This is a genomic window from Micromonospora arida (assembly GCF_003857035.1).
GTDB lineage: Bacteria > Actinomycetota > Actinomycetes > Mycobacteriales > Micromonosporaceae > Micromonospora > Micromonospora arida.
Genome location: NZ_QGSY01000256.1, coordinates 1 through 18,053 on the forward strand (window position 1 = coordinate 1; position 18,053 = coordinate 18,053).

The window sequence follows — 18,053 nt, forward strand, 5'->3', positions numbered from 1 at the left end:
GCCCCGCGCCACCCCCACCCCGCCGATCTTGCAGTTTCGGCAGTCGATATCGGTGGAATGCCCCATATGTCGCGACAGTATGTGCAAGATCGCGGAGCCGAGGTCAGGGCCCGGTCACCGGATCTGTCGGGGAGCCGATGGCGACCGGATCAGCCACGCAGCGCGTTCTGGATCGCGGGGTCCGCGGGCGAACGCACCGCCGGCGGTCGGTCGCGCACCGCGTCCCACGCCGCCTTGCCACTGGCGAAGTAGTCCCGAACCGACTTCTCGGCGAGCAGGGCAGTGCTGCAACTGTCGCAGCGGGCGGTCACCCCGTCGACGTCGAGGCCGAGCTGCCGACACAGCGTCACCGCCCGGGACAGGTGGTACGACTGGGTGACGATCAGGGCCCGCTCGACGCCGTACACCTCGCGCGCTCTCGCGCAGCTGTCGTAGGTGTCCAGGCCGAACGGGTCGGCCACCACCCGACGCCTGTCGACGCCGCGCTCGGCGAGGTACGTCGTCATCACCGCCGGCTCGTCGCCGGACGCGCCACCGCCGTCGCCCGACACGAGGACGACAGTGGCCCGCCCGCTGGCCACCAACTCGGCGGCGGTGTCCAGGCGGCCGGCGAGACGGTCCCCGGGCCGCTGCCGATCGGCGGCCACCTCGGTGCCGAGCACGATCACCACGTCGGCGGTCGGCGCGTCGGCGACGGTGTGCACGTGCCCGCGTGCGGCGAGCGTCGTCCACAGCCACGGCGAACTGGCGAGCACCAGCACGACGAGGCCCGCGACGGCCAGCCGGCGGAGGCGGCGGGGCCACCGCCGCACCGGTCCGACCGGGGACGCTTCCGCCTGCGTCATGCCGATGCCCCCGGGTGGCCTAGTCCTGGGGCCGGCCCGGCGGGGGTGGAATCGGCAGACCAATGCCGCCCCCGCCGCCGGGAGTGGTCGGCGTGGTCGTCGGCGTGGTCGTCGGCGTGGTCGTCGGCGTCGGGTCGGTCTCCGGCTCGGGTTGACTCACCTTGATGGTCACCTTCGTGCCGGTGGGCTTCTTGTCGTTGCCGTTCGGGCTCTGGTCGGTGACCTTCCCCGCCTGGTCGGCGGGCACCTCCGGCCCGTTCTGTACGACGGGCGTGAAGCCGGCGTTCTTGAGGACGCGGGTGGCCTCCTCCTGGCCCAGTCCGACGACGTCCGGCACCTCGCGGACGTTGCCCTTCGAGACCGTGAGCGTGACCTTCGTGCCTTCGGGAACGCTCTCGCCCGAGGGCGGGTCGACATCCAGGACCTCGTCCTGGCTTGCCTCGTCGTTCACCGTCTTGACGTCGAACGTCAGTTTCGCCTCGGTGAGCCGGGCGATGGCGCTCTCCCGCTTGCTGCCCTTGAGCCCGGCGGGGACGCGCACCTCGGGCTTGCCGCCACAGATCTGAATGGTGACCGTGCGGTTCTGCTCCACCTGGGTGGTCGGCGGCGGGTTCTGCTGAACGACAGTGCCCACTGTGCAGTCACTGGCCAGCACCGGGTCACCGACCTGTGCGGCCAGGCCGGCTTTCTGGATCTCGGCGATCGCCACGTCCCGGGCCTTGCCGGTGAGGGTGGGCACCGACTTCAGGTCCTTGTCCTTCTGCTGGTTCCAGAGCAGGGCGGCGACCAGGGCGATCACCGCCAGTACGCCGACCGCGCTGAACATCGCGATCAGCCAGGAGGACGCCTTGCGCTGCCGGGGGTCGCCCACCCGGGCCGGGATCTGCCCGGTCTGCGGCCCACGGCCGGAAGGCGGATAGCCGCCCCCGCCGCCGGCCGGGGCCATCGCCACCGTCTCCGCCTCGCGCAGCACCGGGGTGGCCAGCACGGGCCGGCCGGCGGCGGCGCGCAGCAGGTCGGCCCGCATCTCGCCAGCGCTCTGGTAGCGGTTGAGCGGGTTCTTCGACAGCGCCTTGAGCACGATCGCGTCGACGGCCGGGGTGACGTCCGGGTTGATGTCGCTCGGCGTCGGCGGCGTCTCCCGCACGTGCTGGTACGCGACGCTGACCGGGCTGTCCCCGACGAACGGCGGGTGCCCGCAGACCAGCTCGAAGAGCACGCAACCGGCCGCGTACACGTCGGAGCGGGCGTCGACGGCCTCGCCGCGTGCCTGCTCCGGGGAAAGATACTGGGCCGTGCCGATGACCGCGCTGGTCTGCGTCATCGTGGTCGCACCGCTGGCCAGAGCCCGGGCGATGCCGAAGTCCATCACCTTGACCTGGCCGGTCTGGGTGAGCATCACGTTGCCGGGCTTGATGTCCCGGTGGATGATGCCGTGCCGGTGGCTGAACTCCAGTGCGGCGCACATGTCGGCGCAGATCTCCAGGGCGCGGCGCGGCTGGAGTCGCCCCTCGGCCCCGAGGACCTCCTTCAAGGTCCGCCCGTTGACGAACTCCATGACGATGAACGGCAGCGTCTCACCGGTCGGCGCGGTCTCCTCGCCCGTGTCGTAGACCGCCACGATGGCCGGGTGGTTGAGCGAGGCGGCGTTCTGCGCCTCCCGGCGGAACCGCATCTGGAACGTCGCGTCCCGGGCGAGGTCGGTGCGGAGCATCTTGATCGCGACGTCCCGACCGAGCCGGAGATCGCGACCACGGTGCACCTCGGCCATGCCGCCATAGCCGAGCAGCTCGCCGACCTGGTACCTGCCACCGAGCAGGCGGGCCTGCGCTGTCATCGCGTCTGTCGTCCTTCGCTCGTCGTCGTCCCGCCGTCGTCCGGCTGGAGTCGTACCTCCCGACGGTACGACGTCCAGGTCGGATCGTCGCGCCCGTCGGGTCGTAGCGCGCCGGACGCCACGGTGCGCGGCGCCAGCCCGGCGGATACACCGGCCTGCGACTGCTTCCGTAGGTTGTAGGAAATCACGCCAGAGCAGAGCAGGACCAGCACGGCCAGCAGGATGGCGAGAAGCACCATTCCAGGCCGCGATCGCTGGGGCTGAGGTGACGGTGTCGCCGGGCCGGCCTGCCGGACGTACGCCGGCGGGTGTTCCTGCCGAGGCGGCCCGGACGGCACCGCTGCGGCACCGCGCGGGTAGCCGTTCGGTGCGCCCTGCGGCCGGCCCGGCTGGACGGCCGGCGCGACGGCGGTGGGGCGTGGCTGTTGGGCGGGTGCGATCGCGGTCGGGCGTTGCCCGGCCACCGGCGGGCGGCCAGCCGGCGGACGCATCTGGTGCGCCTGCGGCACCTGGGCCCGGCCGGGCGCGGCGGGTGAGGCGGGCGCTGCGGAGACCGGCCCGGAGTTGCCACCGGCCCGAGCCTGCTGGGAGAGCGCGGCCTTGAGCTGACGGGCCACCCCGGCCAGTGCGGCGGCGCTCGGCCAGCGGGCGGCCGGATCCTTGGCCAACGCCCGTTCCACCAGGGCGCGCACCTGCGGAGGGATGTCGGCCGGCAGGGGCCGGGGCGTCTCCCGGACGTGCCGCATCGCGATGTCGAGGGGGTTGTCCCCCTCGAACGGCCGCCGACCGGCCAGGCACTGGTAGGCGACCACGCCCAGGGCGTACACGTCGGACGCCGGGGTGGCCACGCCGCCGGTGGCCTGCTCCGGCGAGATGTACGAGGCGGTGCCGAGCACCGAACCGGCTGCGGTGAGCTGGCCGACCATGTCGGAGCGGGCGATGCCGAAGTCGGTCAGCACCAGCGTGCCGTTCGGCCGGACCAGCAGGTTGCCCGGTTTCACGTCGCGGTGCACGATGCCCTTCTCGTGCGCGGCGTGCAGCGCGTCGGCGGCCTGCGCGACGAGGGCCATCGTCCGGGCCGGAGTGAGCCGGCCGACCCGGCTCAACGTGGACGACAGGGCGTCACCCTCGACGTACTCCATGACCAGGAAGGCGATCTGCTGGTCGTTGCCGAAGTCGTAGACGTCCACCACGCCGGGATGGTTGATGGTGGCCATGGTGCGGGCCTCGCCGCGGAACCGCTCGCCGAAGTCCGGGTCGTCGAGCAGGGCGGGGAGCAAGCTCTTCACCGCGACCGTCCGGCCGAGCACCTGGTCGGTGCCGCGCCAGACGTCGCCCATGCCGCCGCTGGCGATCCGCTCGTCGAGACGGTAGCGGTTGCCGAGCTGCACGCCGGGGCTGAGCATGTCAGCGCCCCCCTGGGTCGGCGATTGCGGCCCGCATGATCTGGCCGGCGATCCGAGCGGCCTCGCCGCTACCGCCGGGGCCGGCCTGCTCCAGCACCACGCAGACCGCGGAGACCGGGTTGCCGTTCTTGTCGAGGGCGAAGCCGATGAACCAGCCGTGGTCGGGCCGGTCCGGGGCGGACTGGGCGGTGCCGGTCTTGCCGCCGACCGTGTAGCCGTTGATCGCGGCCTTCCCGCCGGTGCCGTTCTGGACCACGCTGACCATCATCTCGCGCAGGTCGGCGGCGACCTGCGGCTCGACGGGTTGGCGCAGCTCCCGCGCCTTCGCGCTGTAGTAGCTGGTGGTCCGGTCCGGGGCGAGCAGCTGCCGCACCAGGTACGGTCGCATCTGGCTGCCGTTGTTGGCGATCGAGCCGGCGATCATGGCGCCTTCGAGGGGCGTCATCCGGACGTTGTTCTGGCCGATCGAGGACTGGGCCAGCGCGGCCGGGTCGGTGCTGCCGTCCTGGTTCTGCATGGTCCCGGTCCGACTGGCCGCCGTGGGCAGGCCGCCCTCGCCGAGCTGGCCGACGGTCAGGTCGTCCTGCTCGAAACCGAACTGGCGGGCCTTCTCCTTGACAGTCTCCGCGCCGAGCCGCACGCCGAGCTGGGCGAAGCCGGTGTTGCACGACTCGGTGACCGCCTCCAGCAGGGTGACCTGCCGACCCGGGCAGATCGACGGATTGGCGTTGCGGATCGGGGTGCCCGAGGTGGGCGCGGTGTAGCTGGAACCGGCCGGGATCTGGGTGGTCTTGGTGACGCCGTTCTCCAGCGCCGCCGCGGCGACCACGATCTTGAAGGTGGAGCCCGGCGGCAGTGTCTCGGAGAGCGCGCGGTTCTTCAGCGGACCTTCCGGGTCCTTCTCCAGCTTGTTGTACGCCGCCGCCGCCTCGTTGGTGTCGTGACTGGCCAGCGGGTTCGGGTCGAAGCTCGGCATGGAGACCAGCGCCTGGACGGCACCGGTACGCGGGTCGATGGCGATCGCCGCACCGCGCTTCGCGCCCACCTCGTTGTTGCGCAGCTGGTCGTACGCCACGTCCTGGGCTCGCTTGGAGAGCGTGAGCAGCACGTTGCCACCGCCGGTGTCGTCGCCGGTGAACATGTCCTTCAACCGGTCACCGATCAGCTGGTCGCTGGTGCCGGCCAGGAAGTCGTTCTCCACCCGCTCGATGCCCTGGTCGGCCAGGTTGACCGGCTTGTAACCGAGCACGTGGGCGTACTTGGCGCCGCTGGGATAGGTGCGCAGGAACTTCAGGTTGCCGGTGGTCTCCTTGCTGGTGGCCACGGCCGTGCCGCCAGCCTCGATGTTGCCGCGCTTGCGGTCGTACTCGGCGACCTGGACCCGACCGTTGTAGTCGCTGGTCCGGTATTCGTCCGCCTTGTAGGCCTGGATCCAGTTGAGGTTGGCGAAGAGCAGACCGAACAGGACCATGACGACGACGCCAACGCGGCGCAGGGGTGCGTTCACGGCTTGATCACCTCCGTGGGAGCACCGTGCAGCTGCTCGGGCGGGCCACCGCTGGGACGAGCCGCCTTGCCGCCGCCTCCTCCGGTCACCGGTCGGCGGGCGCCGTCGGAGACCCGCAGCAGCACCGCGATGAGCAACCAGTTGGCCATCAACGACGAGCCACCGGCGGACAGAAACGGGGTGGTCTGACCGGTCAGCGGGATGAGTTTGCTGATCCCGCCGACGATCACGAAGACCTGGAGGCCGAGGGTGAACGCGAGACCACCGGCGAGCAGCTTGCCGAACGAATCCCGGACCGCGAGCGCGGCGCGCAGCCCGCGCTCCACGATGAGCAGGTAGACGACCAGCAGCGCGGAGAGGCCGAAGAGGCCGATCTCCTCACCGATGCCGGCGAAGATGAAGTCGTTCTGCACCTCGGGCAGGATCTCCGGCTGTCCGCCTCCCGGCCCGGCACCGAAGAGCCCGCCCGTGCCCAAGGCCAGCAGGCCCTGCACGAGTTGGTAGCCCTTGTTGGTCGGGTCGGCGAACGGGTCGAGCCAGATCTCCGCCCGCACGTAGAAGTTGGCGAACGGCCCGCCGACCGTCGAGCCGAGGACGTAGGCGAGGTACGCGCCGCCGAAGAAGAGGACCAAGCCGATCAGCAGCCAACTGACCCGTTCGGTGGCGATGTAGAGCGTCACCACGAACATGCCGAAGTAGAGCAGCGAGGTGCCCAGGTCCTTCTCGAAGACCAGCACCAGGACGCTGATCAGCCAGACGCCGACCACCGGCCCGAGGTCGCGGCCACGCGGGAAGTCGATGCCGAGGAAGCGCCGGCTGGCCAGCGAGAGCACCTCACGCTTGCGCACCAGGTAATAGGCGAAGAAGACCAGCAGCGCGAGCTTGGCGAACTCACCCGGCTGGATGGAGAAGCTGCCGACCCGGATCCACAGCTTCGCGCCGTTGATCTCGGAGATGCTCGACGGCAGCACCGCCGGGATCATCACCAGCACGATGCCGGCCAACCCCAGGGTGTACGCGTACCGCGAGATAGACCGGTGGTCGCGCATGATCGCGAGCAGGCCGGCGGCGAGGATCACCGCACCGAGCGTCCAGGCCAGCTGACGCCCGCCCTGCCCCGCGAAGACGGCCAGGCTCTCCCGTTCGGCCACCGGGGCGTCACCCAGGTCGATCCGGCGCAGGAAGCCCACCCCGAGGCCGTTGAGCAGGGCCACCGCCGGCAACAGCGCCGGGTCGGCGAACGGGGCCAGGAACCGGATGACCAGGTGCAGGCCGAGGAAGACCGCGCCGAGCGCGGCGGCCGGCATCCAGAAGTCCGGGGTGACCGTGTCCAGCAGGTTCGCCTCGACGGTCGCCCCGTACGCGGCCACCAGCACCATCGCGAGCAACAACAGGTACAGCTCGGCGTTACGGCGCGACCGCGCCAGGCGTACGCCGGATTGCTCGCCCGCGGTGGCGGGCGAGGGTGCCGGTGTGGCCGCTACGGTCACGGGTTGGGTCCTCAGGATCTCAGCCGACGCTCACTCAGGAGACCGGCAGCCGGCCGGGTCGAGCGCCGGCGTGGCCGAGTCGGAGGGCGTGACGTCGGGTGTGGTGGTCGCGCCGGCCCCACCGAGAGCGGTGGTGGCACCGGCGGTCGGGCTCACGCTGACAACCCCGTCGGGGGTCGGCGACGCGTTGGCGCTCGGGCTGCCGTTCGGGGTCGGCGTCGAACCGAGCGGCGTCGGCGTCGGCGTGTTGACCCCGGCGGCGGTCGGGTCGAGCGGGCAGAGCGGCTTCAGGTTGGGGTTGCTCGGCGTGTCGCTGGTCAGCTCGGCGAGCTGACGCTCGGCGTCCGGCTCACTCTTCGCCCGGATGCCGACCTTGACCGTGTCCTGTGCGGCGACTGTGAGGTCGTCCAGGCGGGTGCCGCTGCGGCGGTGCACGCTGGACAGGTCCATCCCGGCGATCTGACCCTGGACACCGCGGAAGACGGCAACCTGGCCCTCTTCGGTGGCTCCCACGTAGTACTGCCGCTGGGTGTACGTCCAGCCACCGAACGACGCACCGCCGACGATCACCAGCAGGGCCAGCGCCATGGCGGCGGTCCGGACCGGGCGTCGCTTCGGCCGGTCGGCGTCATCGTCGGAGGCCGCCGGCTCCTCGGGCGCGGCCGGACGCGGCGCGGAGAGCGCCGAGGCTCGGGCGGCCGGAGTCGAGTCGTCGGCGGCGGTCGCCATGCCCCGGTCCCGGGCGGCGGCGCCGCCCACGATCGGGGTCGCCTCGACGATGTCCTGGTCGGTGGCGTCGGCGATGATCACCGTGATGTTGTCCGGCCCACCGCCGCGCAGCGCGAGCTGCACCAGCCGCTCGACGCACTGCTGCGGGTCCGTGTATTCCCGCAGGGTCTCGCCGATGGTTTCGGCGCTGACCACACCCGAGAGGCCGTCGCTGCAGATCAGGTACCGGTCGCCAGGCATGACCTGGCGGACCGAGTATTCCGGGTCGATGTCCCGACCGTCGAGGGCGCGGGTGAGCAGGGACCGCTGCGGGTGACTGCTCGCCTCCTCGGCGCTGATGCGGCCTTCGTCGACCAGCATCTGGACGTAGGTGTCGTCCTTGGTGATCTGCGCGAACTCGCCATTGCGCAGCAGGTAGGCCCGCGAGTCGCCAATGTGGACCATCCCGAGCTTGCTGCCGGTGAAGAGGGTCGCCGTCAGCGTGGTGCCCATCCCCTCCAGCTGCGGGTTGGCGTCCACTGTGTCGCGGAGTTGTTGGTTGGCGGTGCCCACTGCCGAACGCAACGCGTCGACGAGAGCGTCCCCTGGGACGTCCTCGTCGAGCGGCGCCATGGCACCGATGACGATGTTGCTGGCGACGTCACCGGCGGCCATACCGCCCATGCCGTCGGCAACGGCGAGTAACCGCGGCCCGGCGTAGACGGAGTCTTGATTGCCGTCTCGGATCAGACCGCGGTCGCTGTGGGCCGCATAGCGCAGGGTCAGAGTCATGGCCGTAATTCGAGGGAAGTGCGGCCGATCCGGATCGGCACGCCGAGGGGGACGGGGGTTGGTCCGGAGACCTTAGCGCGATCGAGGTACGTGCCGTTAGTCGAGCCAAGGTCCTCGACGTACCACTGCCCCTCACGCGGCACGAGCCGGGCGTGTCGCGCGGAGGCGTAGTCGTCGGTGATGACCAGGGTGGAGTCCTCAGCCCGACCGATGGTGATCTGCGCTTCCCCGAGAGTGATTTTGGTGCCGGCCAGCTGACCGGCCGTCACCACCAGCTGGTGCGCCGCTCTGCCCCGTTTCACTTTCGCTGGCTTGGACGCCTGCCCCGTCGAGGCGCCCACCGCGCGTGGCGCGGCCACCAGACGACCGGACCGGGCGCCCGCGAAGAGGTCCCTGCGGATCACGCCGACCACCGTGAACACGAAGATCCACAGCAGGATCAGGAACCCGAACCGGGCAACGGTGATGACCAGTTCCGGCAAGGCGGGTCAGCCGTCCACGCGGAAGGTCAGCGTCGTCGTCCCGAGCTGGACCATGTCACCGGGGTTGAGCGCGACGGCGGAGACCCGCTGCCCGTTCACCATGGTGCCGTTGGTCGAACCCAGGTCGGTCAGCACGACCTGGCCCCCGTCGAAATCCAGCCGGGCGTGTCGCCGGGAGATGCCGACGTCGGGCAGACGCAGGTTGGCCTGGTCGCCACGACCGATCACCGTCGACCCCATCTGGAGGGGGTAGGTGCGCCCGTCGCCGGAGACCAGCCGCACGTTGCGACCGCCACCGTGCCCGGGCGGCGGGCCGTAGCCACCGCCCTGGTCGTACGCGGGGTAGGCGGGCGGGCCGGCGTCGTAGCCGGGTGCCGACACCGGGGCGACCTCGCCGCCGGTGTAGACCTCGGCCGTGACACGGAACATGCCCGTGTCCAGGCCCTCGCCTCGCTCGATCTCGACGATCACGTCGCCGTAGACCGTCCACGCCTGCTCGCCGATGAACTCCGCCTGCGACTGGGCCAACTCCTGGGCCAGCGCGGCGGCGTACGGCGCCAGCCGACTGTGGTCGAACGGCGAGAGATCGATCACGTAGCGGTTGGGCACCAACGTGCGCCCACCGGCCAGGATCGCCTTGTGCGCCTCGGCCTCCCGCTGCATGGCGTTGAGGATCTCCACGGGGTGGACCACCCCTTTGAAGACCTTGGCGAAGGCCCCTTCGACCAGGCCTTCCAGACGCTTCTCGAAGCGTTGCAGCACGCTCACCGGCTCCTCCTCGGGTCCCGAGGACATGATGGTATCCGGCCGGCGCGCGCGCAGCTCACACGCCGCTCGGCCGGCTGCTCTCGACCCGTTCGGAAGGGCCGGGACTGTCGTGCTAATCTTTCGTCCGCCACGAACGGTAACCGCTCGTGGCGAGCGTCAGGGACAGCGTAGTATTCCCGAAGCCCGTTGGAGACAGCGGGGCCGGGCAGCTAGAGTGTTCCGGGTTGTGCCACGGGGATGTGGCGGAATGGCAGACGCGCACGGTTCAGGTCCGTGTGCCCGAAAGGGCGTGGGGGTTCAACTCCCCCCATCCCCACCACCGACGAGGGCTCCGCTTCATGCGGGGCCCTTCCGTCATATCGGGGCGTGCTGGACGTCACGCTATGCTCCGATGGATTCTGCCTCCGATGGACCAGGAGTGGCGTGTGAGTGTCGCGTTGGTGACAGGGTCGGGTGGTCTGATCGGCTCCGAAGCGGTCCGGCATTTCGCCGGCCTCGGTCTGGACGTCGTCGGCATCGACAACGACATGCGCCGGTACTTCTTCGGCGAGGACGGCTCCACCTCGTGGAGCCTGGAACGGCTCGGCCGTGACCTGGGTAACGCCTACACCCACTTCGCGGTGGACATCCGGGACCGGGACGGTCTGGAGCAGGTGTTCAAGAAGTACGGCTCGGACATCGCCGTGGTGATCCACAGCGCCGCCCAGCCGAGCCATGACTGGGCAGCCAAGGAGCCGTACACGGACTTCGACGTGAACGCCGGCGGCACGCTCAACATCCTGGAGAACACCCGCCGGCACGCGATCGACGCGCCGTTCATCCACTGCTCGACGAACAAGGTGTACGGCGACCGGCCCAACAGCCTGCCGCTCATCGAGTTGGAGACCCGGTACGAGCTGCCCGAGGACCACCGCTGGTACGAGGGCATCACCGAAGAGATGTCGATCGACCACTCGCTGCACTCGGTCTTCGGCGCCTCCAAGGTCGCCGCGGACGTGATGGTCCAGGAGTACGGGCGCTACTTCGACATGAAGACCGCCTGCTTCCGGGGCGGCACCCTGACCGGCCCGGCGCACTCCGCGGCCGAGCTGCACGGGTTCCTGGCCTATCTGATGCGCTGCGTCATGGAGGGCCGGACGTACAACCTCTTCGGCTACAAGGGCAAGATGGTTCGGGACGCGATCCACTCGCACGACGTGCTGACCGCATTCGAGGCGTTCTTCCGGGCCCCGCGATCCGCGGAGGTCTACAACCTCGGTGGCGGCCGGCACTCCAACACCTCGCACATCGAGGCGTTCCGGATCGCGGAGGAGATCACCGGCCGTGAGGCGCGGATCAACTACGTCGAGCAGAACCGCACCGGCGACCACCAGTGGTACGTGAGCAGCATGGCCCGGTTCGAGACGCAGTATCCGGACTGGAAGATCACCTACGACGTGCCGATGATCCTGCGGGAGATCTACGAGGCCAACGTGGACAAGTGGGTGGCGCAGCCATGAGCGCCCGGACGAAGCGCAACGTGCTCGGCGTCCTGGTCGACGCCACCGACTACGCCACGGCGACCGACGCGGTGGTGACCGCGGCACACGAGCGGCGCCCCCTCGCGCTGACCGCGTTGGCCGTGCACGGTGTGATGACCGGGGTGCTCGACCCGGCGCACAACGCGCGGCTCAACTCCTTCGACGTGGTCACGCCGGACGGGCAGCCGGTGCGGTGGGCGCTCAACCTGCTGCACCACGCCGGGCTCAGCGACCGGGTGTACGGGCCGACCCTGACCCTGCACGTGCTGTCGCGCTTCGCCGACGAGGGGCTGCCGGTCTACCTGTACGGCTCGACCGAGGAGACCCTCGCCCGGTTGATCCCGGCCCTGGAGCGGATGTTCCCGGCGCTGAAGATCGCCGGGGTGGAGCCGTCCAAGTTCCGTGCCGTCCAGCCCGGTGAGGACGCCGAGATCGCCGACCGGATCCGGTCCAGTGGCGCCCGGTTGGTGCTGGTCGGGCTCGGCTGCCCGCGCCAGGAGGTCTTCACGTACGCCATGCGGCCGCTGCTCGACATGCCACTGATGGCGGTCGGCGCGGCCTTCGACTACCACGCCGGGCTGCTGCGCCAGCCCCCGCCGTGGATGCAGCGTGCCGGCCTCGAGTGGTTCTGGCGCCTCGGTCTCGAGCCGAAGCGGCTCTGGCGCCGCTACATCATCCTCAACCCGATTTACCTGAGCCGGCTCGCCGCGCAGAAGATCGGCCTGTGGAAGGCCCGCCCGCCGGCCCCGGCTACCGATCGGCCGGCCACCTTCTCGGTCTGACCCCGATCCGTACGACGCGAGGCCCCACCCGGTGATGCCCGGGTGGGGCCTCGGTCGTGAGAGACCGGTCAGACGGTCAGGGTCCAGGTGTTGATGTAGCCGGTGTCGGCCGAGTAGGTGTCCCGCACCTGAAGTCGCCAGATGCCGTCGGCGGCCTCACCGGACACGTTGACCGTGTACGTGGCGTTCACGTTGTCGGCGCTGTCCGAGGTGCTGCTGTTCTTCAGCCGGTACGAGCTGCCGTCCGGGGCGAGCAGGTCGATGACCAGGTCACCGCGGTAGGTGTGCACGATGTTCACCGCCACGGTGGAGGCCGAGGAGGCGTTGCGACCGCAGCCGGAGATGGTGATCGAGCTGGTCACCGCCGACCCGGCGTCCGGGATCGACACGTCGGTGCCGTTGGTGCCGGTGCAGCCGGTGGGCGGCGGCGGGGTGCTGCCGGTGCCCACGTAGAGCAACAGGTTCGGCGAGCCCGAGCCGGGGTTGCCCACCACGTTGGGGGTGGCGTTGGCCACCAGTTGGTTGCGGACCTGGGCCGGGGTCCAGCTCGGGTTGGCGCTGGCCACCAGGGCTGCCGCCCCGACCACGTGCGGGGTGGCCATCGAGGTGCCGCTGATCGTGTTGGTAGCGGTGTTGCTGGTGTACCAGGCGGAGGTGATCGACGAGCCGGGCGCGAAGATGTCCAGGCAGGTGCCGACGTTGGAGAACGACGAGCGGGCGTCCGTGCTGGTCGTCGAGCCCACCGTGATGGCTTCCGTGGTGCGCGCCGGCGAGGTGTTGCAGGCGTTCGCGCCGCTGTCGTTGCCGGCCGCGAGACCATACGTGACGCCCGAGGCGATCGAGTTGCGGACGGCGTTGTCCAGTGAGGTGTTCGCGCCGCCGCCGAGGCTCATGTTCGCCACGGCCGGCTTGATCGCGTTCGCGGTGACCCAGTCGACGCCACCGATCACACCGGCGTTGGTGCCACTGCCGGAGCAGTTCAGCACCCGTACGCCGACGAGCTGGACGCCCTTGGCCACCCCGTACGCGGACCCGCCGACGGTGCCGGCCACGTGCGTGCCGTGCCCGTTGCAGTCGTCGGCCGCGCCGCCGTCCACGGCGTCGTAGCCGGAGGTGGCCCGGCCGCCGAAGTCGTTGTGCGAGAACTTGATGCCGGTGTCGATGATGTAGGCGTGCACGTTGCTCGCCGTGTTCGGGTAGGTGTAGGAGCTGTCCAACGGCAGGTTGCGCTGGTCGATCCGGTCGAGGCCCCAGGAGGGCGGGTTGGCCTGCGTGCCGGAGATCGAGACGGTGTGGTTCTGCTCGACGTACGCCACTGCCGGGTCGGCCGCGATCCGGGCCGCCGCGCTGGCGCTCACCTTGACCTCGAAGCCGCGCAGCGCCGCACCGTAGGTGCGGGCCACCGTGCCGCCGTGGCGGCCGGAGAGCCTCTTCGCGGTGTCGCCGACCCGGTCCCGGGCCACGGCGCTGTCCTTGAGTACGACGATGTAGCTGTCCGGCACGGCGGTGGCTCCGCCGGCGGCCCGAACCACACCCACGGGTTCGGCGGCCAGGGCTGGGGTACCGACGGCCAGCACGGTCGCCGCAGCCACCCCGATCAGTACGGACCTTCGTGGAAGACCCATTTCCTACCTCCCTCTGACCGGCAGTGGAACGTGACCACCGGTCCCAACATCAATCGACAGTTGCCGATCTAGCTGAGGGTAGGTCAGGTGTCGGGCAGTTGAACATGTCGAAACGGCCATAACCTTCGAGTGATGACCCCCTACGGGCCCGGCGTCCGGGGCGAACGGGGGACACGCCCGGATTCGCCTCGTCGGGATTCGGGAAAGACTCTCGAACATGGAGAGTCAGCTCAGCATCCTGCTCCCGGTCGCCGCCGTCTGGCTGGCCGCTGGCGTCGTTGCCGACGGCCTTCCCCGGCTGCGCAACACCCGCATGCTGCGTCGGCGTACCGGATGGCTGCTGGTGCTGGCCCTCACCGGCGTGGCGCTCACCGCGGCCGTGCTCGGCGGCGGGCTGCTCAGCGGCGGCACCGCGCCGGTCGACCGGGCCGCCGCCGGGCTCACAGTGGCCGCCGGCCCGGCGCTCGTGGCGACGGTCTGCTCGGTACGACGGATCCGCCGGCTGTGGGCCGGTGCGGGCGCGTTCGCCAGTGCCCCCGCCACCCCCGCGCCGCACGGACTGCGCGCCGCCGCGGCCCACCCGCTCGTCGGGCTGCCACTACAGGTCACCGCCCTGGCCACGGTGCCGGCGTTGATCGCCGCCGCCGGCACCGACCTCGGAGCCGACCCCGGCGTCACCGGGCCGGCAATCACCGTCGGCGCGCTCGCGGTGATCGCCATCGGGGTACGGCACGCGCTGCGCCACAACCGCCTCGCGGAGCGGGCCCAGCCCGCCGTCGCAGGATCAACGCGGGCGGCTGGCGCCCTGCACGTATAGCAACTCCAGGATCGACCTGGTCGCCTCGAACCAGCGGTCCAGCCAGTCCTGCGAGGGCACGGTGCCCTTCGGCGGCAACTCCATCAGCAGACCACGCAGCAACGGGTGGTCCGCCAGGGACTCGGGCGGCTCCATCGGCCAGCCCGTCGGCGGGAACGACGGCTCGATCAGCGGGTTCGGGTCCAGCGAGGGCAGCGAGAGCGGAGGGTCCGTCGTCTCGGAAGCACCCTCCCGCCCGCTCAACTCCTGGTCGGTCGAGACCACCTCGGTCAGAACCGTGTCCCGACGAGCGCCGCGGTACTTGCCACCGAACCGCTCCGGTTTCGCCGGACCGGGGGTGAGGTTTTCTGAACCGATCGTCGTCATCCGTCTCGCCTAATCGCTCGGTTGCGGGTCGGTGCGGCGGGTCGTCGACCAGCGCCGTACCGACCGGTTCAACGAGACGGGGACGCTCTGGCGACGGGATTCCCGACGGAACCTCGCCGACCCCGGGCCGCGACCGTCAGCCGCTCCCACCGCGGACACGGCAGAGTCCCCGTCCGGCGAACCGGACGGGGACTCCATTGACCAGTCGGTCAGACCGCGCCGAACACACCACCCCTGGTGCCGGCAACGAAGGAGTGCCAGTCACCCGGTGCGAAGACCAGGGCGGGGCCCGCCTTGTCCTTCGAGTCCCGCACTCCGACCGCCCCCGTCACGTACGCCACCTCCACGCAGTTGTCACAGTTCGGCCCGCTCTTCGAGCTCTTGAACCATGCTGCCTGCGTCAGGTCCACGGGGAACCCTTTGGTCGCCATTTCCACAACGGCTCCTCTGCCAGTTTTGCGATGTGTGCGACGGACTCCTCCGGACGTATGGCCGCAGCGCGGATGTGATCGAAGATGAAGCTGTACTTCTGTAGTTCGTCGCTCTTCTCGAGGAAAAGCCCACCCGTGGCGTTCTCCGCGTACACAACATCCGGATCACCGGGCTCAGGGAAGCTGAGGATCGTGAAAGTGCCGTCCATGCCGGCATGCGCACCCACCTCGAAGGGCAGGATCTGCAGCGTCACGTTCGGCAACTCGGCCACCTCGACCAACCGCTTGAGTTGGCCGCGCATCACCTCGTCCCCGCCCACCGGCCGACTTACCACCGCCTCATCGAGCACCACCCACAGATCGACCGGATCGTCCTGGGTCAATAACGACTGACGGCCCAAACGGACACGCACTCTTTGGTGCACCTGATCGGCGGTGAAGTCCGGCCGAGCGGCACGGATCATGGCACCGGCGTACTCCTCGGTCTCCAGAAGACCCGGAACGACCTGCTGTTCGTACGCCCGGATCGAACTGGCCGCCGCCTCCAGCCCGACGTACGCGCCGACGAGCACCGTGCTGTAGGGGTGCCACCAGCCCTTCTGCCGGGCCTCCCGGGCGATCTGCACGAGCTCGTCGCTCTCGGCGCCGACCACGCCGTAGATCCGCAGCATGTCCCGCACGTCGCGCGGTGTGGCCGTGGTGTGCCCGGTCTCGATCCGGGAGACCTTCGACGCCGAGCACTCCAACTGTTCGGCGACCACCTCGATGGTGATTCCGGCGGACTCCCGCTGGCGGCGCAGCTCGGCTCCGAGCCGCCGCCGTCTGATGGTGGGACTGCGCCGCTCACTCATCGCGCAACCCGTGAGTCACTGGTCCCCGCCGCTGGCTGCTCGACCCCACTCGGGCTACCTCCGGTAACGCGCCACTGGGTGACACCCGCCGGGGGCGCGATCGTCGACCGGCGAGCGTTCGCGACGAAAGGGGTGGTGCCGGTCCTCGGCCGGCCGCGACGGGCGAAACCGGCCCTCAGTCTGCCGCCCGGACGCGGATGGCTTCAATAGGCCTTTCGCGCGACTCGCTCACGTATCGGCAAAAGTCGACGTGCAACTTGCATGAAGCACGTCCCTGATGCAGTCTGTCCGTATGGCACGGATCACTCAGCGTCCCCGTTCGGTCCCTCGGAGTGGTGACCCCGCCGCTCTGGGGAAACCGGGCACGACGCCGGCCCGGCCGACGACAACGAGACCTGCTCCGGGGTAAGGACCCCGCCGCTGCAAGCCGGCAAGCTGCGGCGGCGGGCGCGTTCCCGGAAGCAACCGGGTGGTGGTCGGGTGACGGCACGTCACCAGCGGGGTACGGCCCGACCACCGCCATCCGCACCACCGGTCCACGAGGCACGACCCCGTCACCGGCCGAGACGTCCCCCGTTCAGGCACCGCCGGCGCAACCGCCGGCCGATCCTCCCCAGGAGCCCATGTGCTTCCCCGCACCGGTGACGTACTGCACGTGACACGCGCGGCGAGTGTCCAGTTCCTCAGGCCGATCAAGTTCCGGGTGATCCGGGTGCTCGACTGGCCGACCTACGACGGCTGGCTCTGGCTCGACGGCTACGAGTTGAACGCCTCGGGCGACGCGGTCACCCGACGGTCGATCTTCGTCCAGCGGGAAGGGCTGCAGCAACTGCAGGCCGCCCCCGAACCCCGCCCGCACACCGTGCGGGCCCGCCGCCCGGTCGCGCGTACCCCGCTCCGGGTGGGCTGACCGACCCGAACCGCCGCCGGTGGGCGTGCCGTCGCCATAGAATCGGTACGCCCACCCCGGCACCGTTCCACCCGCTCGTCCAGGACCCTGACCCTGGGATGGTCATGGTCAATCAGCCCGCCCTGCGGCGGCACCACCGCTCCCGTATCGCCTATGCCTTCGGACTCCTCGCCCTCCTCGGGGCGATGGCGACACTCCTGGTCCTCGTCCGCGACCCGGCGATGTCGTCCACCCGGCTGACCGCACCGGTGCCCGCACCGGAGATCACCGTGCTCGACTCCGACCCGCCGACGGGCGACGGTCAGTCGGTCTACGAGGAACCCGGCTGGATCGACACCGGCTCCCCGGTCGACCACGCCGGTGGTGCCGACCCGACCGGTCCGGTGTCCGGCCTGGGTGCCGGCGGCCAGTCCGACGGCCGTCAGGAACTCACCGAAGCCGCTCCGGCCGGACACAGCGCCACGGACATCCGCCGCTCCCTCTTCTGGTCCGGCATCTTCGGCCTCGCCATCTCGCTGGCCGGCATCGGCCTCGTCGGCACCCGCCGTCGGATGTGGTGACCAGCGGTCACGGCGTGCTCGTCACCGTGGGGCTCGGCGTGGTCGGGCTCGCCCCTGTCGGCGAGTCGGCCTGCGAGATGATCAACAACACCTCGTCGTCGGTCGACACCGACGTGCCCGCCTCCGGCTCCGTGCCCACCACCGTCCCCGGAGGCAGCTCCGACGGTCGGTACACCACCCGGTAGGCCAGGCCGAGCCGGGTCAACAGCCCTTCGGCGGTGGCCTGCGGCAGGCCGGCGAGCGGAGGCACCGGCAGCTCGTCCGGCGCGTCCGTGGTCGGCGAACTGCTCGGCGACTCACTGGTGGGCGCCGCCGACGTGGGGGCTGCGCTGGTCGGCGGGGTGCTGGGGGCACTG

At 70.5% G+C, this 18,053-nt stretch carries 18 protein-coding genes and 1 tRNA gene; 6 read left to right on the forward strand and 13 right to left on the reverse strand.

The annotated features are described in order from the left end of the window. Positions 1-149 precede the first annotated feature (149 nt). The 8 genes from DLJ58_RS25620 to DLJ58_RS25655 are packed head-to-tail and all read right to left on the reverse strand — an operon-like array spanning position 150 to position 9,862. Positions 150-845, reverse strand: a complete 696-nt coding sequence (locus DLJ58_RS25620) for a SanA/YdcF family protein (protein WP_124860035.1) — start codon at positions 843-845, stop codon at positions 150-152. A 19-nt stretch (positions 846-864) separates the two neighbouring features. Then, a complete protein-coding gene (pknB, locus tag DLJ58_RS25625) occupies positions 865-2,682 on the reverse strand; it encodes a Stk1 family PASTA domain-containing Ser/Thr kinase (RefSeq protein WP_124860037.1) in 1,818 nt (605 codons plus the stop codon). Next, on the reverse strand, positions 2,679-4,088 hold the full coding sequence (locus DLJ58_RS25630; protein ID WP_124860039.1) for a serine/threonine-protein kinase: 1,410 nt from the start codon (positions 4,086-4,088) through the stop codon (positions 2,679-2,681). The genes pknB and DLJ58_RS25630 overlap by 4 nt, the downstream gene beginning before the upstream one ends. A gap of 1 nt (position 4,089) precedes the next feature. After that, entirely contained in the window at positions 4,090-5,595 is a 1,506-nt protein-coding gene (locus DLJ58_RS25635; protein ID WP_124860041.1) for a peptidoglycan D,D-transpeptidase FtsI family protein, read from the reverse strand. Continuing rightward, positions 5,592-7,085, reverse strand: a complete 1,494-nt coding sequence (locus DLJ58_RS25640) for an FtsW/RodA/SpoVE family cell cycle protein (protein WP_124860043.1) — start codon at positions 7,083-7,085, stop codon at positions 5,592-5,594. Before DLJ58_RS25640 ends, DLJ58_RS25635 begins: the two co-directional genes overlap by 4 nt. 30 nt (positions 7,086-7,115) lie before the next feature. Beyond that, complete coding sequence (locus DLJ58_RS25645) at positions 7,116-8,585, reverse strand: PP2C family protein-serine/threonine phosphatase (RefSeq protein ID WP_124860045.1); 1,470 nt, start codon at positions 8,583-8,585, stop codon at positions 7,116-7,118. After that, positions 8,582-9,067: an FHA domain-containing protein FhaB/FipA gene (locus tag DLJ58_RS25650; protein ID WP_124860047.1), complete on the reverse strand. Its 486-nt coding sequence runs from the start codon at positions 9,065-9,067 to the stop codon at positions 8,582-8,584. The genes DLJ58_RS25645 and DLJ58_RS25650 overlap by 4 nt, the downstream gene beginning before the upstream one ends. A gap of 6 nt (positions 9,068-9,073) precedes the next feature. Then, on the reverse strand, positions 9,074-9,862 hold the full coding sequence (locus tag DLJ58_RS25655) for an FhaA domain-containing protein (protein ID WP_007454122.1): 789 nt from the start codon (positions 9,860-9,862) through the stop codon (positions 9,074-9,076). A 206-nt stretch (positions 9,863-10,068) separates the two neighbouring features. On the opposite strand from DLJ58_RS25655, the gene DLJ58_RS25660 reads away from it, so the two are divergent. From DLJ58_RS25660 to DLJ58_RS25670, 3 genes are all read left to right on the forward strand, one after another. Then, positions 10,069-10,154 (forward strand) — tRNA-Leu (locus DLJ58_RS25660). A gap of 64 nt (positions 10,155-10,218) precedes the next feature. Then, complete coding sequence (locus DLJ58_RS25665) at positions 10,219-11,334, forward strand: NAD-dependent epimerase/dehydratase family protein (RefSeq protein WP_208741330.1); 1,116 nt, start codon at positions 10,219-10,221, stop codon at positions 11,332-11,334. Beyond that, the gene (locus tag DLJ58_RS25670; protein WP_124860051.1) at positions 11,331-12,137 is read left to right on the forward strand and encodes a WecB/TagA/CpsF family glycosyltransferase; all 807 of its coding nucleotides are present in this window, start codon (positions 11,331-11,333) and stop codon (positions 12,135-12,137) included. Before DLJ58_RS25665 ends, DLJ58_RS25670 begins: the two co-directional genes overlap by 4 nt. Before the next feature lie 68 nt (positions 12,138-12,205). Here the strand turns inward: DLJ58_RS25670 and DLJ58_RS25675 are convergent, their stop codons facing one another. Beyond that, positions 12,206-13,762 (reverse strand): S8 family peptidase, encoded by a 1,557-nt coding sequence (locus tag DLJ58_RS25675; protein ID WP_124860053.1) that lies wholly within the window; start codon positions 13,760-13,762, stop codon positions 12,206-12,208. Between the two features lie 217 nt (positions 13,763-13,979). Between DLJ58_RS25675 and DLJ58_RS25680 the strand changes: the two genes are divergently transcribed. After that, entirely contained in the window at positions 13,980-14,579 is a 600-nt protein-coding gene (locus DLJ58_RS25680; RefSeq protein WP_124860055.1) for a hypothetical protein, read from the forward strand. Here the strand turns inward: DLJ58_RS25680 and DLJ58_RS25685 are convergent. The 3 genes from DLJ58_RS25685 to DLJ58_RS25695 form a co-directional block, all read right to left on the reverse strand. Next, positions 14,547-14,945: a hypothetical protein gene (locus DLJ58_RS25685; protein ID WP_124860057.1), complete on the reverse strand. Its 399-nt coding sequence runs from the start codon at positions 14,943-14,945 to the stop codon at positions 14,547-14,549. The genes DLJ58_RS25680 and DLJ58_RS25685 overlap by 33 nt on opposite strands. 209 nt (positions 14,946-15,154) lie before the next feature. Then, positions 15,155-15,376, reverse strand: a complete 222-nt coding sequence (locus DLJ58_RS25690; protein ID WP_091396369.1) for a DUF397 domain-containing protein — start codon at positions 15,374-15,376, stop codon at positions 15,155-15,157. Then, on the reverse strand, positions 15,346-16,227 hold the full coding sequence (locus DLJ58_RS25695; RefSeq protein ID WP_091396372.1) for a helix-turn-helix domain-containing protein: 882 nt from the start codon (positions 16,225-16,227) through the stop codon (positions 15,346-15,348). Before DLJ58_RS25695 ends, DLJ58_RS25690 begins: the two co-directional genes overlap by 31 nt. Positions 16,228-16,852: 625 nt before the next feature. Between DLJ58_RS25695 and DLJ58_RS25700 the strand changes: the two genes are divergently transcribed. Continuing rightward, a complete protein-coding gene (locus DLJ58_RS25700; RefSeq protein WP_124860059.1) occupies positions 16,853-17,137 on the forward strand; it encodes a hypothetical protein in 285 nt (94 codons plus the stop codon). A gap of 98 nt (positions 17,138-17,235) precedes the next feature. Continuing rightward, on the forward strand, positions 17,236-17,697 hold the full coding sequence (locus tag DLJ58_RS25705) for a hypothetical protein (protein WP_124860061.1): 462 nt from the start codon (positions 17,236-17,238) through the stop codon (positions 17,695-17,697). A gap of 7 nt (positions 17,698-17,704) precedes the next feature. On the opposite strand, the gene DLJ58_RS25710 is transcribed toward DLJ58_RS25705, so the two are convergent. Further along, positions 17,705-18,053, reverse strand: a 349-nt coding sequence (locus DLJ58_RS25710) for a PASTA domain-containing protein (RefSeq protein WP_124860063.1), incomplete at its 5' end; no start/stop codon positions are given.

Bases quoted from the DNA above. Each gene is read 5' to 3' on its own strand.
- DLJ58_RS25620 (WP_124860035.1), bottom strand. From the start codon at position 845: ATGACGCAGGCGGAAGCGTCCCCGGTCGGACCGGTGCGGCGGTGGCCC.
- pknB (WP_124860037.1), bottom strand. From the start codon at position 2,682: ATGACAGCGCAGGCCCGCCTGCTCGGTGGCAGGTACCAGGTCGGCGAG.
- DLJ58_RS25630 (WP_124860039.1), bottom strand. From the start codon at position 4,088: ATGCTCAGCCCCGGCGTGCAGCTCGGCAACCGCTACCGTCTCGACGAG.
- DLJ58_RS25645 (WP_124860045.1), bottom strand. From the start codon at position 8,585: ATGACTCTGACCCTGCGCTATGCGGCCCACAGCGACCGCGGTCTGATC.
- DLJ58_RS25655 (WP_007454122.1), bottom strand. From the start codon at position 9,862: ATGTCCTCGGGACCCGAGGAGGAGCCGGTGAGCGTGCTGCAACGCTTC.
- DLJ58_RS25665 (WP_208741330.1), top strand. From the start codon at position 10,219: ATGCTCCGATGGATTCTGCCTCCGATGGACCAGGAGTGGCGTGTGAGT.
- DLJ58_RS25670 (WP_124860051.1), top strand. From the start codon at position 11,331: ATGAGCGCCCGGACGAAGCGCAACGTGCTCGGCGTCCTGGTCGACGCC.
- DLJ58_RS25675 (WP_124860053.1), bottom strand. From the start codon at position 13,762: ATGGGTCTTCCACGAAGGTCCGTACTGATCGGGGTGGCTGCGGCGACC.
- DLJ58_RS25680 (WP_124860055.1), top strand. From the start codon at position 13,980: ATGGAGAGTCAGCTCAGCATCCTGCTCCCGGTCGCCGCCGTCTGGCTG.
- DLJ58_RS25685 (WP_124860057.1), bottom strand. From the start codon at position 14,945: ATGACGACGATCGGTTCAGAAAACCTCACCCCCGGTCCGGCGAAACCG.
- DLJ58_RS25690 (WP_091396369.1), bottom strand. From the start codon at position 15,376: ATGGCGACCAAAGGGTTCCCCGTGGACCTGACGCAGGCAGCATGGTTC.
- DLJ58_RS25695 (WP_091396372.1), bottom strand. From the start codon at position 16,227: ATGAGTGAGCGGCGCAGTCCCACCATCAGACGGCGGCGGCTCGGAGCC.
- DLJ58_RS25705 (WP_124860061.1), top strand. From the start codon at position 17,236: ATGGTCATGGTCAATCAGCCCGCCCTGCGGCGGCACCACCGCTCCCGT.